The following is a 13,728-nucleotide window of genomic DNA, read 5'->3' on the forward strand; positions in this document are numbered from 1 at the left end:
ATACTGGTATTTTGCGCCCCGAACGACCTCGCCGTTCCGAGGGCGCCTATAATACCTTTTTCATTTCCCCATGCAAGCGTAAATTCCCAATTTTTTGTCGTTTGCATGAAAAACAGACTAAGAGTATGTTTTTTAGTTAATTACGCTTTAATTGCAGCCAGTTGTTGCTGGGCAATGCGTGCTGCAGCGCTGTTGGCGTAGTCTTTTACTACCTGTTGGTAATATTGAGTTGCACCAGCTTTATCGCCCATTTTCTCTGCGATCATGCCAAGCTTCACTAAACTGTCACCACGTTTGTTGGAATCACTAAAACGGGTCACGACCGTATTGAAAACTTGCTTAGCTTCAGCAAACTCACTTTTATTAAACAGCAATTGTCCTAACCAATAATTAGCATTGGCGGCGTAAACTGAATCTGGATATTGTTTAATGAAAGCGCGAAAGGCTGGGATTGCATCATCATACTTACGCTCTTTCAGCACGAGATTAACTGCGCTTTCGTAGCTGGCCGTTTCACTTAAACTACTGGCGGCCGCATTCGCGGTTGCTGCTGCAGCGGCAGGAGTGGAAGGCACTGAAGCGGCTGGAGTCGCTGCTTTAGAAGATAAATTAGCAATTTCATCATAAAGCTGACGCTGGCGTTGCTGCATCTGCTCTATTTGATAATTTTGTTGTTCAGTCAAACCACGTAAGTCGAGAACTTCTTGCTGCAAAGTATCCAGACGGCGCTGCATATCAATTTCGCTTTGTTGTCTCGATTTTACAATGCGCTCTAAACGAGCAAGTCTGTCATCACCTGAACCACCAGCAAGGTCTTCAACAGGAGCAGGAGCTGCAATTGCAGCTCCTGCGCCGAAGAACATTGCCGTAATTAAGACGGCACGTTTCATCTCGTTACTCTCCGTAATTCAATCTTAGTAAACTAAAACTGCACGACGGTTTTTAGCAAAACCTTCATCGGTACGAGTGAAGTCAAGTGGCTTCTCTTCGCCATAGCTTACGATGCTCATTTGGCTTGGTTGTACACCCATGCCTTGTAAGTATTTAGCAACAGCTTTAGCACGACGCTCACCCAGTGCGATGTTGTATTCTGGCGTGCCACGCTCGTCGGCATGACCTTCAATCAATACACGAACACTTGGGTGCTCAACTAAATAAGTACCGTGGGCTTCGAGGACAGCTGCATATTCAGTTTGAACTTCACTGCGGTCGAAATCGAAGTAAATAATGTGCTCTTTTCTCAACTGCTCGAGTTGCTGACGTTGTTGCTCTTCAGGCGACAACATTCCACCAATACCGCCCGTTTGAACACCACCATTGAGTTCACTACCAGAACCGCTTGTAGAGCCCATAGCATCAGTTTCTGATTCAGAAGTTGAGCTACACGCACTAATAGCCATAATTGGAAGTGCTACCAACATAGCTTTTAACAACTTGTTCAGATCCATTACTTGTTCCTTATAAAATTAAATGTTAATAAATCAAACTAATACACTAGAGAAACGGAGACCAAGAAGGTGATTTCACCTCGCCCTGACCTACCGGTAATCTCGCTTTAAAGCGTCCGTCCGTAGAAACAGCTGCTAAAACTTGCTTGCCTTGATACGTAGTGCCATAAATCACCATAGTACCATTAGGGGCCACACTTGGAGACTCGTCCAAACGTGTCGATGTCAGCACCTGCATAAAGCGCGTACTTAAATCCATACGTGCAATATTAAATTTACCATTTGTGCGATTCACAAAAATCATGCTGCGACCATCAGGGGTAATTGAACCACCTAAATTCCATTCACCTTCAAAGGTTTCACGGGTCACTTTGCCTGAATTTAAATCTACACGATATAACTGTGGTCTACCACCACGCTCGGAGGTAAACAACAATGACTTGCCATCAGGATACCAAGAAGGCTCAGTATCGATGGAATAGTGGTTGGTAATACGTTTAATCGCCTTAGTGGCAATATCAATGACATAAATCTCAGGTTGACCATCCTTAGAGAGGGTCACGGCCAATGATTTACCATCGGGCGAGAAAGAAGGCGCACCGTTAATGCCAGGGAAACTACTCACCTTCGTACGCACTTGAGTGTATAGGTCCTGAACAAAAATCTCGGCTTTTTTGTTTTCAAAACTCACATAAGCTAAACGACGGCCATCGGGTGACCACGCGGGTGACATCAAAGGCTCAGGAGAGCGCAATAACATCTGCTCATTGTAACCATCATAGTCAGCAATCATTAATGAATAAGCCGCTTTTTGACTGTGGTTAACCAATACATAAGAAATGCGCGTTAAAAACGCACCACGAATACCGGTCAATTTTTCATAAACGATATCACTTATACGGTGGCCATACTGACGAAACTGGGTCGCAGAAATCACGGTCTGACGACTATCCATCAAAAATTCAGTTGGACTTGCAGGACCTTTTAGTGCTTGGTTTTGTGCTTTAACCAAATCAATAAGATCAAAGCTCACCAAAAACTGATCCGTGCCGTAAGGCTTAACCGAACCAACCACAACGGCTTCTGCACTAACATTAGCCCAAGCATTGGCATCAAACTGTGCTAAGGCTCCAATACCACGTTGAGGTAACCCTAATTCATCGAGAGGTTTAAACGTACCGCTGCGCACTAAGTCAGACATAACCACATCTGCAATCGCCTGTGGTGGCGCACCAGCACCTTGCCATTGGAATGGCATCACCGCGATTGGTCGCGCCGCATCCACACCTTCGGTAATCACAATATCCAGCGCCGCTTTTGCCGGCATAGTGCAAAGCAGAACTGCCAATGCTAACCATTTTGCCAAAATTTTCATGGGACTCCTTTAATTAAACGTTGGTTCAACGATTAAGTTAATTTCTTTCATCAAGTTATATACCGCAGGGTCTGGAGACACTGGTAACTTACCCGCTTTTAAAATCGCCGCTTTAGCTGCACGACACACATTCGGATCACCACCTTGTGTCTGACTGCTAATCACAAATCCATCATTCGCTAAACGCACAGAAACGGTACACGTTTTACCACGCATCGATTCATCAACCACAAGGTTACGCTGAATCGTTGATTTAATCATCGCGGTATACTTACCGACTTCCGTTTGCATCTGCTTATTCATGGTTTGCGATAAGGCTGCCTGCTCGGCGGCTAACGCATCAGCCATTTCCTGCTCCTGTAGAGCACGGGCTTCAGCATCCGCTTTCGCCTTAGCATCTGCTTTTGCCTTAGCTTCGGCTTTTGCTTTCGCCTCTGCATCAGCCTTGGCTTTTGCCTCTGCTTTGGCTTTAGCTTCTGCCTCAGCTTTTGCCTTGGCTTCGGTTTCTTTCTGCTTACGGTCTGCCTCAGCTTTCGCGGCAGCGGCCTCTTCTACTTTACGTTTTTCCGCGGCTTTTTGAGCTGCATCTTCAGCAAGTTTACGTTCTTGCTCCTTCTGCTTGCGATCGGCTTCGGCTTTTTGTGCTTTTTCCTTTTCCTGTTGCTGCTTCACCTGCGCGGCTTTCGCGGCATCATTGGCCTTTTGGGTCTCAATTTCTTGCTGCTTACGTTCTTCCGCCAGTTTCTTCAACTGTGCTTGTTCACGCTCACGGGCTTGCTTTGCTTCCTGTGCTTTGCGTTCAAGTTCGGCTTGGCGCTCACGTTCTCGGCGCTCTGCATCGCGCTTTTCCTGCTTTAGCTTTTCAACTTTATTAGCGACTTGTTGCTGATCAACCATAACAGCTTTTACTGCAGGGGCGCTAACTTGTTGCACAGGTTCAGGTTTATGGGTGAAATCTATGCCAATGGCCAGAATAATTATCACGCCAATATGAATACCTGCTGAAATTGACAGAGGTAATGCAACATTTGAATTATCCGCCACCTATTTCTCCTTGGGTGAATCCGTCATCAAACCGACTGAGGGAACGCCTGCCTGTTGCAAGGTCACCATCAATTGGATCACGTTATCGTAAGGAATAGTTCTATCGGCTTTAACCACCACAGGACGTTCAGGCTCAGTCACCATAATCGCCGCCACGGCGGTGGCTAACTCTTCCAATTCCATTTCTTCGTTATTGGAACCGCCCTGATTAAGAAAATAAGTACCGTCGGCATCAATAGACGCCACAACCGGCGGCTTACTATCCGCGGGTAGCACTTCGGCCGCACCTTGCGGCAGCTCCACCTTCACCCCTTGGGTCACAATCGGCGCTGTTACCATGAAAATAATCAGCAACACGAGCATGACGTCGATGTAAGGCACCACGTTGATTTCGGCAACAGGGCGACGACGTTTACGCTGATAACCGACTTGCATTATACGCCTTCCTTCTCACTGTATGCTTGGCGATGCAGGATGCTAGAAAACTCTTCCATAAAGTTAGCGTAACCGATTTCCAGCTTTTCAACCTGAGTCGCAAAACGGTTATAAGCGATAACTGCTGGAATTGCCGCAAACAGACCCATAGCGGTAGCAATCAGTGCTTCTGCGATACCTGGCGCTACCATGGCTAATGTTGCGTTTTCCATCGAGCCAATTGCGATAAATGAATTCATAATACCCCATACCGTACCAAACAAACCGATATAAGGGCTAGTCGAACCAATGGTTGCCAATAACGGTAAGTTAGCTTCTAACTTTTCTAACTCACGGGATAAGGTCACACGCATCGCCCGCGAAGTACCATCCATAACCGCATCAGGCACTTTGCTATTTAATTTATTCAGACGTGAATATTCTTTAAAACCCGTCACAAATAATGACTCTAAGCCCGTATTATCTGGACGAGCCGATAATTCTTTATACAGACGATTTAAATCGACGCCTGACCAAAATTTATCTTCAAATTTTGCCGATTTATTTTTTGCAGATGTCAATAAACTACGGCGTTGTAAGATCACCGTCCAAGACATTACAGACAAGCAAAGTAAAGTGAACATAACAAATTTCACTAATAAACTGGCTTGTAAAAATAACCCGACAATCGACATATCAGCTTGCACTGTCAAACTCCTGCACAATATTTAAGGGGATAGCTCGGGGCCGCATACGTGATAAGGTTACACAGGCTACTAGCACTGTGCCTTCACAATAACAGTCTCCCAGATGATCAACCAAACGTTGATGAAATACCAACGAGGCCTTTTTCAACTCTATGACCTTAGTTTCTACAATAAGGTTCTGTTCAAAACGTGCGGCTTTTTTAAAATCCAATTCCGCCCGCTTAACCACAAACGCCGTGTCATCGGCCAACAGTGCAGTCTGACTTACGCCTAAGGCTTTTAACCATTCGGTTCGCGCTCGCTCAAAAAAATTGAGATAGTTCGAATGATAGACAACGCCACCTGCGTCGGTATCTTCGTAATAGACTGAAATGGGCCAATTAAACGTCATGCGAAATCAGTAGATTTTGGTTGAAAAATTGACGCTACTATACCTAGGGAAACAAGACTTGTGAATGACCCGATGAAGATATAGATAGGGATGGCAGGGGTTTCAACGCAATTGAGGGATTTGTAAATAACAATGGGGTCAAACGACCCCATTTAATTAACATAGTTAGCTATTTTGCAAGGGTTTGCGGTAGTGCCAAACCAAAGCTTTGCCACAGGAAGCTATAAATATCGGCAAACTCGTCGATCTTCATCGCGGTTGGTTTACCCGCACCATGTCCAGCATTAGACTCAATGCGCATTATCACGGGTTTATCGCCCTGCTGTTTTTCTTGCATCATGGCGGCAAATTTAAAGCTGTGTAGCGGCACCACACGATCATCGTGATCAGCCGTCATCACCATAGTTGCAGGATAAGCCTGCGCTTTAACATTATGGTAAGGCGAATAAGCTAATAATGCCGGGAACTGCTCTGCATTATCTGCACTGCCATATTCACTGGTCCAAGCCCAACCAATGGTAAACTTATGGAAGCGCAGCATATCCAGCACACCCACTGCTGGTAGCACGGCAGCAAACAGCTCAGGACGTTGCGTCACCGCGGCGCCCATCAATAAACCGCCATTACTGCGGCCATAAGCGCCTAACTTTGTAGTGTTGGTGTATTTTTCGTTGATCAGGTATTCGGCAGCGGCAAAATAGTCATCAAACACATTTTGCTTTTTATCGAACATACCTGCCTGATGCCAGCTTTCACCATAATCCGCGCCGCCGCGTAAACTTGGTACGGCGTAAATGCCGCCCATATCTAACCATGCGATGTTGGCAGGGCTAAAACGCGGCGTCATCGAAATCGCGAAACCACCGTAGGCATAGAGTAACGTTGGATTTTGGCCATTCTTCACAAGACCTTTCTTATAGGACAGCATCATCGGGACGCGAGTACCGTCTTTGCTGGTATAAAACACTTGCTCAGACACATAATTATCGGGATTAAATGACACCTGAGGTTTCGCAACAACGGTCGACTGCGCTGTCTTAAAATCAAACTTATAGGTGGTTTCAGGTTGAATATAGCTGTTAAAGACATAGTAGAAATAGTCTTTACTCGCCTTACCGAAAGGCCCGGCGACATTACCTTTACCTGGTAAAGTGACATCTTGACGCTTTTGGCCGCCCATACTGAAAATCGATAATTGTCCCAATACATCGTGTAAATAGCTGACGACTAAATGGTCATTGATAATGGCGACTTTATTAATGGGATCTTTTGATTCAGGAATGATGGTTTGCCACTGCGATTTCTCACTATTACGGGTATCAATGGCAATCACTTTACCGTTAGGCGCATCTAAATCGGTTTTAAAATAAAATACCGAACCGTCATTACCTAAAAACTCATACTCTGCTTCGAGGTTAAGGATTAATTCCACCACCTGTGCTTTAGGTTCAAACAGTGATTTATAGAAAAAGCGATTACGTTTGTCCGTACCCTGCGAAATCGACAGCAGTAAATATTCGCCCTGCTCAGACACATCGATGCCAAATCCCCAATCTTTGTTTTGGGGGCGTTCGTAAATCAATAAATCTTGGCGCTGATCTGTGCCTAATTTGTGGTAATACACTTTTTGATTAAAGTTCACATCGGCCAGTAAATCCCCACCCGCTGGCGCATCGTAACGGGCATAGAAAACACCTTGGTTTTCCTTATCCCATACCGCGCTGGAGAATTTAATCCAGCTGAGTTCATCTTTAAGCTTTTTACCCGTGGCAATATCAATAAACTGCCACTGCTGCCAGTCAGAGCCTGACTTAGACACTCCATAGGCTAAAATCTTACCGTCATTACTTACCGATACTCCAGACAACGCCACGGTACCATCGGCTGAGAAGCTATTTGGATCGAGCACGGCTTTCTCAACGCCATCTTTGCCTTTTACATAAAGGACCGATTGCGCTTGTAAACCATCGTTACGGTAATAAAACTGGTTATCGCCATTCTCGAAGGGGGCTGAAATCTTCTCGTAGTTCCACAGTTCAGTGATACGATCAACCACGGCTTGTTTGTTGGGGATCTTCGCCAAGTAAGCCTGACCAAAGGCCTGTTGTTCTTTTACCCAGCTTTCGGTTTCTGGCGTGTTTTCTTCAAGATGACGGTAAGGATCCGCCACCGCAACACCGTGAAGAGTGTCGACTAAGGCATCTTTTCTCGTTTCAGGGTAAACCAATTTGTTTGCGCTGACCTGCTGTGCGGCCTCTTCTGGCGTATTGCCACTCTGGCAGGCGGCCAACGCCATGCCCAATGTGGCTACTAATAAACCTTGCTGGGCAAGGCGAAATCTTAATGCCATCTTTTATCGTCCTTTTGGTGATGTCCGGCTTAACGCTCTTTTGCAGCAAGTACTATACAAGCAAAATTTTTCATGGCAATGCTGTAGCAAAAGATGAGGTTTTCTCGCGAAGAAGAAAGATTTAACAAACTGGTAGCAATGATGAGCTTATTGAAGTGTATTTTTATGCAGTAATTATGACTGAGAAGTTATTAATCATGCTAAATAGTGACTTAAGTGAGGCAGATCACTTAATCAATCATTAGTTTTGCTAATGTATCGAGGCAATTTTTCTCGTTTGCTAGCCAAATAACAACACCCTAAAATGTGCTTGTTTTCAGGAGATATCCGCTAGCGGATATTGAAAACAAAGAACTTTTAAACTGATGTCTTTTAAGTACTTCAGTTCATCCCTGGTTCTTATGCTTGACTTCCTTCCTTCAATTTGTTGATTGCAAATGCATTATTTTGCGGCCCGCTTAGATTAAGCGGGCTTTTTTTTACCCAGAATCAAACATCAAGCGACACTTATCGGCGTTCAGTATTTTTTGTTACATAAAAACCACTGGAGCCTCTCAATAAATGGCGCTTATTTGCGTGTCGCCATCCGAATCAACAGACTGCCATAGTATTTTGACGCGAATACAAACAGCGTCAATAAACAACAATGCCAAGTCAGTAGACTTGGCATTGTTAGGTTAAGCTTTGATTTAGAGGGGCTTACTAATGCGGATCACAACTCGGCGGTTTAGCGCCCTTTCTTCAATATCGTCATTTGAAGCCACGTGACGCCGCTCGCCGTGACCCACAGTCACAATTCGATCTTGCGGAATACCGCTTGAGACAAAGAAATCTTTTACCGATTCAGCGCGTTTGTCCGAGACTTTCTGATTCACTGAACGACCACCATAACTATCGGTATAAGCATCGACTAATACTAATTCTACATCTGGATCGTAGGACAAATATTCCTGTATTCGCGTAAGCTGTTGCTGTGAGAAGCGAGTTAAATCCGTTCCTCCTTCATCATAATTAAGCACGGTAAAAGCAATATCTTCAAAGCTATAAGGCAATAGGTGCGATAAACACGCCTTAAACTCAGCATATTTTCGGCCAAAATTCGCTGCCGACAGCCCTACAGCAATTTTATTGGACTCATCATACCAATCGGCATAGTAAAATGTCGGCTCCATACCACGGCTTAGCTCGTTTAACATGGACCACGCGGCGCGTTTAGGCACTTCACCATTAAAATACTTTTGGTAACGTAACGAAGTGATTTCTTTTGACACCACACCTGGTCGCCATTTGGGAGCTCGGCTCATCAACTTGGCTTGGGTCACTTGATCAGGTTTTACCCACATATCCAAAGTGAAATTGAGATTTAATTGCTTACCCGCTTCACTGGTAAAAATCGCTTTACCGTAGGAAGGAATATCATGCTCAAGACGGCACACGATCGGACTGTTTTGACTGACTCGCCATTGGGATTCACCCAAAGAGGCCACATAGTGGCGCAACTCTGCCATTGCAGTTGCTGGAACGCATAAAATTGATACTAATATCAGTTTTCGCCACATAGCCCTTACTCGTGTTTATTCGGTTACGAGGTTTTATCGGCAAACTTTTTAGTTCCTTTAGCTCATAAAACCAGCAATCAAACATGACACATCCCAGTTCATTAAGCATAATAGCGCCCTGTGATTTTTCTTGGGTACTTTAATGAGCGATATTTGCGACGCAAACAAATTGAAACACCGATTTCGTGGCTACTTTCCGGTAGTGATAGATGTCGAAACCGCGGGCTTCAACTCTCAAACCGATGCGTTGCTGGAAATAGCCGTCACGCTACTGAAAATGGATGATGAAGGTGTGCTCGGGATTGATAAAACCCTGCATTTCAACATTGAGCCCTTTGAGGGTGCAAATTTAGAACCCGAGGCGCTGGCTTTTAATGGTATCGATCCCACCAATCCATTACGCGGTGCGGTCAGCGAAAAAGAAGCCTTTTTAGAAATATTTAAAGCCGTTAAAAAAGCCCAAAAGGCATCTGATTGTCACCGTAGTATTATTGTGGCGCACAATGCGGCCTTCGATCATGGCTTTGTGAGTAAGGCTATTGAACGTTGTGACTTAAAACGCTCTCCATTCCATCCGTTTGCCACTTTTGATACCGCGACGTTGGCAGGATTAGCGATTGGCCATACGGTATTAGCAAAAGCCTGTATTATGGCAGGCATCCCTTTTGACAATAAAGAAGCCCATTCTGCACTCTACGATACCGAGCGCACTGCTGAACTCTTTTGTTATATCGTCAACCGCTGGAAATCTTTAGGTGGCTGGCCACTCTTAGCCATCAACGAACCTGATGATTCGGATAGCGAAGCATAGCTTTACCAACAATTGCCTAAAACAAGAAAGCTGCCATTTGGCAGCTTTCTTTTTACCTAACTAAAGGTTTGTAAATTACAGAGAGCTTGCGTTTTCAGCTAAGTAAGCCGCAACACCTTCAGTGCTTGCGTTCATACCTTTGTCGCCTTTTTCCCAACCTGCTGGGCAAACATCACCGTGCTCTTCGTGGAATTGCAGTGCGTCGATCATACGCAGCATTTCGTCAACGTTACGGCCTAATGGCAGATCGTTAACCACTTGGTGACGTACCATACCTTCTTTGTCGATCAGGAATGAACCACGGAAAGCCACGCCAGCTTCTGGGTGCTCAACATCGTATGCTTTACAGATGTCGTGTTTAACGTCAGCAACTAAAGTGTATTTCACTTGGCCAATACCACCTTTTTCTACTGGGGTGTTACGCCATGCGTTGTGAGTGAATTGAGAATCGATAGACACACCGATCACTTCAACACCACGCTTAGTGAACTCTTCCATGCGGTGATCAAAAGCGATCAACTCTGATGGACAAACGAAAGTGAAGTCAAGTGGATAGAAAAATACCACTGCAGGCTTGCCTTTGATGGCTGCAGTTAAGTTAAAGCTATCTACGATTTCGCCAGAACCTAATACAGCTGCTGCAGTAAAATCAGGAGCCGGACGGCCTACTAATACGCTCATTTTATATCTCCATCTATGAGTTGAACTAACTATAAAAGTAAAACATCCCTTAAATACGCTTGCACATTTGTGCGAGTGTATTTGAGAGCGCTTACCAATCAAATCTTTAGGCATTATAAGTCGTGCGTTTCGCCTTACAACCTATTTAAGACCAATATCACATTTTTCAAGGGCATTTTGACGTTACTGCTTAAGGATAGAGCAATCTGTGCCATTGATAAGCGCTTTAGCCCACATTCATCTAACACTAAAAGCCCTCTGGATTCACATTTTCAGATATTTTTCAGATTAAGGCTCGGTAAACTGGACAGACACGGCCTTAGCAGTCGAAAATAACCCTTTTGGTTTACAGAATTAAGAATTTGTCTATGAATGCAGTCGTCATTGCTGTGTGTTTAATGTTAGCCCTTAGTTTGGCGAGGGTGAATGTAGTGGTAGCGCTCACCATCAGCGCCCTCTTTGCTGGTTTAGTCGGGGGAATGGATCTGCATCAAACGATTGATGCCTTCAATACAGGATTAGGTGGCGGCGCACAAATCGCCCTGAGTTATGCCTTATTGGGTGCATTTGCCGTAGCATTATCCCATTCAGGCTTGACGACGCTGATCTCCAACTCGATCATTAAAAGCCTTGGCCAAGAACCTAATCCGACTAACACTAATTGGGTGCGCTGGTTACTGCTGTTATCCCTGCTCGTGATGTCGATGGCCTCGCAAAATATCCTGCCGATCCATATCGCCTTTATTCCGATACTCGTGCCGCCACTGCTGCATGTGATGACCAAGCTGCATATCGACCGCCGTCTAGTCGCCTGCGTGCTGACCTTTGGCCTTGTCACTACCTATATGATTTTACCCGTGGGCTTTGGCGGTATTTTCTTAAATGATATTTTGCTGTCAAACCTCACCAGCAACGGCTTAGTCGCTGTGCGTGACCAAATCCCCCCTGCCATGTTGATCCCCGCAGCGGGCATGGTGGTCGGTTTATTGATCGCCGTATTTGTTAGCTATCGCAAGCCAAGGGTATACGATGAAACTAAAGTGCTCAGTGCCGAGCCCGAAGAGACGCTCAATAAGCGCAATATCGCTATCGCAGCGGTAGCAATTCTTGCAACTTTATTTGTACAGCTTGAAACTGATTCGATGATCTTCGGCGCTTTAGTCGGCTTTATGATCTTTAGTTTCTCTGGCGCACTAAAACACGTTGCTGACCAAGATATCTTTACTCAGGGCGTGCGCATGATGGCCAATATCGGTTTTATCATGATCTCCGCCGCAGGTTTTGCCGCAGTAGTGAAAGAAACTGGTGAAGTTGGCACCCTGGTTTCATCATTGAGTAGTCTGATTGGCGACAATAAAGCCCTCGCCGCCTTTTTGATGTTAGTCGTTGGACTATTAATTACTATGGGTATTGGCTCATCCTTCTCGACCATTCCGATTATTGCGACCATTTATGTGCCCTTGGCGCTAAGTTTTGGCTTTTCAGTACCCGCAACTATCGCGTTAGTCGGAACTGCTGCTGCGTTGGGCGATGCAGGCTCGCCAGCGTCGGACTCAACATTGGGTCCCACATCGGGTTTAAATGCCGATGGTCAGCACGACCATATCCGCGACAGCGTGATCCCCACCTTTATTCATTACAATATTCCACTATTAGTATTTGGTTGGATTGCCGCCATGGTGCTCTAAGCGTAGGAAAGACATATAAACATAAGCAAAAGCGTGGTAATGCCACGCTTTTTTTATGATAGGGATTTAAGCATTGAGTATTAGAACGTTACCGCAAAACATCATTTTCATCATCGGATCTTTTTTGTGTCTTATCCGCGTATAAAGCCTTATCTGCCGCCAGAAATACCGCCTCAAAGGATGGACAATCCATTGAATCTGCGACACCGCAAGAAACGGTTAGCATATTTAAAAAATGTCGCTGCCGAATGTTATCTTTAAGTCTATCCGCAAGTTGTTGTGCTTTATCAATAGGACAGTTGGCTAAAATCACTACAAACTCATCACCACCAGTGCGGATAATAATGTCGTTTTCTCGAAAAACGGCTCGCATCGCTTCGACAATTTGCATTATTGCCAAATCACCTAATTGATGACCATGTGTGTCGTTAATCGCTTTTATTTTATCGCCATCAATACAAATCACAGCATATTGAGACGCAGTTGCAGCCTTAAAAATAAGTGTTTCATAGATTTTTTTATTGTAGGTCTTCGTAAATGGATCCAACAGCATAGCTTCAGAAAATTGCTGACGCTCAGTACGTAACTGCTTGAGACGCATAAATTTAAGTTGGAAAATAATTGTTAAGCCCGACAGCAATAACCAAAGAGGCAGATATTGCATAAAAAACCTTAACGTACTGATTTTGTATGTTAAAACACTCTGATTATCTAAGTGATTACTCATAGCATAAAACAGAAAGTTGGGCGTGATCCGTGTCCAAAAACTATCTCCGCTAATGACAATCTCAGTGCCATAAGCCGAGTTCTGAGTTTCAAACACTTTTCTTTGCATAAAATCCGTTGCCATAAATGATGCATCAGCAATCACATCTCCCCAAAGATGCTCAGGCGCATGTGAGGATGAAATGGGCGCCGCCATAGAAAGAATAATGTTTCCCGTTACTTCATCACGATAAGGAACGGACAGCACAATATCATCAACTAAGGAGTCAGCAGAGGCATCCTTACTGCAATAATGCAGCCGTTGGCAAAACTCATTGGTGAAAGAATTTTCGTGTATTAAGCGACTTTTCACCTCATCAGGAATCGTGGAGGCAAAATATAGCGCATTACTTTTGTATAGACCGATATATATAAACGCACTTCTGACGGGATTCTTATTATTTGAATATAAATAGTCTGTTCTGGTCTAATCCCATCGGACACTTAATTTTGAGACAGTATGGTCAATAAATTAAGAGGTCTATATGAGTCTGA

Annotated in this window: 13 protein-coding genes; 2 read left to right on the forward strand and 11 right to left on the reverse strand. The window is 44.6% G+C overall.

Annotation, left to right across the window (positions count from 1 at the left end; translation table 11 throughout):
* Positions 1 to 140 precede the first annotated feature (140 nt).
* The 9 genes from ybgF to motY form a co-directional block, all read right to left on the reverse strand.
* A complete protein-coding gene (ybgF, locus tag L976_RS21700; protein ID WP_037419433.1) occupies positions 141 to 890 on the reverse strand; it encodes a tol-pal system protein YbgF in 750 nt (249 codons plus the stop codon).
* Positions 891 to 914: 24 nt separating this feature from the next.
* Positions 915 to 1,448 (reverse strand): peptidoglycan-associated lipoprotein Pal, encoded by a 534-nt coding sequence (gene pal, locus L976_RS21705; protein WP_037419429.1) that lies wholly within the window; start codon positions 1,446 to 1,448, stop codon positions 915 to 917.
* A gap of 46 nt (positions 1,449 to 1,494) precedes the next feature.
* Positions 1,495 to 2,823 (reverse strand): Tol-Pal system beta propeller repeat protein TolB, encoded by a 1,329-nt coding sequence (gene tolB, locus L976_RS21710; RefSeq protein ID WP_037419426.1) that lies wholly within the window; start codon positions 2,821 to 2,823, stop codon positions 1,495 to 1,497.
* A gap of 9 nt (positions 2,824 to 2,832) precedes the next feature.
* Entirely contained in the window at positions 2,833 to 3,867 is a 1,035-nt protein-coding gene (tolA, locus tag L976_RS21715; RefSeq protein ID WP_047539961.1) for a cell envelope integrity protein TolA, read from the reverse strand.
* Positions 3,868 to 4,302, reverse strand: coding sequence for a protein TolR (gene tolR, locus L976_RS21720; protein WP_037419420.1), 435 nt, complete (start codon positions 4,300 to 4,302; stop codon positions 3,868 to 3,870). It abuts the gene before it with no gap.
* Positions 4,302 to 4,988: a protein TolQ gene (tolQ, locus tag L976_RS21725; RefSeq protein WP_037419415.1), complete on the reverse strand. Its 687-nt coding sequence runs from the start codon at positions 4,986 to 4,988 to the stop codon at positions 4,302 to 4,304. The genes tolR and tolQ overlap by 1 nt, the downstream gene beginning before the upstream one ends.
* Complete coding sequence (ybgC, locus tag L976_RS21730; protein ID WP_047539963.1) at positions 4,978 to 5,379, reverse strand: tol-pal system-associated acyl-CoA thioesterase; 402 nt, start codon at positions 5,377 to 5,379, stop codon at positions 4,978 to 4,980. The genes tolQ and ybgC overlap by 11 nt, the downstream gene beginning before the upstream one ends.
* A gap of 169 nt (positions 5,380 to 5,548) precedes the next feature.
* Positions 5,549 to 7,729 (reverse strand): prolyl oligopeptidase family serine peptidase, encoded by a 2,181-nt coding sequence (locus L976_RS21735; RefSeq protein ID WP_047539965.1) that lies wholly within the window; start codon positions 7,727 to 7,729, stop codon positions 5,549 to 5,551.
* A 689-nt stretch (positions 7,730 to 8,418) separates the two neighbouring features.
* Positions 8,419 to 9,288, reverse strand: coding sequence for a flagellar protein MotY (gene motY, locus L976_RS21740; protein WP_037419408.1), 870 nt, complete (start codon positions 9,286 to 9,288; stop codon positions 8,419 to 8,421).
* A 142-nt stretch (positions 9,289 to 9,430) separates the two neighbouring features.
* On the opposite strand from motY, the gene rnt reads away from it, so the two are divergent.
* On the forward strand, positions 9,431 to 10,099 hold the full coding sequence (rnt, locus tag L976_RS21745; RefSeq protein ID WP_037419405.1) for a ribonuclease T: 669 nt from the start codon (positions 9,431 to 9,433) through the stop codon (positions 10,097 to 10,099).
* 75 nt (positions 10,100 to 10,174) lie between these two features.
* Here the strand turns inward: rnt and L976_RS21750 are convergent, their stop codons facing one another.
* On the reverse strand, positions 10,175 to 10,780 hold the full coding sequence (locus L976_RS21750) for a peroxiredoxin (RefSeq protein ID WP_011623136.1): 606 nt from the start codon (positions 10,778 to 10,780) through the stop codon (positions 10,175 to 10,177).
* Between the two features lie 368 nt (positions 10,781 to 11,148).
* On the opposite strand from L976_RS21750, the gene L976_RS21755 reads away from it, so the two are divergent.
* Positions 11,149 to 12,468, forward strand: coding sequence for a Na+/H+ antiporter family protein (locus L976_RS21755; RefSeq protein WP_047539967.1), 1,320 nt, complete (start codon positions 11,149 to 11,151; stop codon positions 12,466 to 12,468).
* A gap of 88 nt (positions 12,469 to 12,556) precedes the next feature.
* Here the strand turns inward: L976_RS21755 and L976_RS21760 are convergent, their stop codons facing one another.
* Complete coding sequence (locus tag L976_RS21760) at positions 12,557 to 13,546, reverse strand: GGDEF domain-containing protein (RefSeq protein ID WP_231570534.1); 990 nt, start codon at positions 13,544 to 13,546, stop codon at positions 12,557 to 12,559.
* Positions 13,547 to 13,728 lie beyond the last annotated feature (182 nt).

Source organism: Shewanella sp. ZOR0012 (genome assembly GCF_000798835.1).
GTDB classification, from domain to species: domain Bacteria; phylum Pseudomonadota; class Gammaproteobacteria; order Enterobacterales; family Shewanellaceae; genus Shewanella; species Shewanella xiamenensis.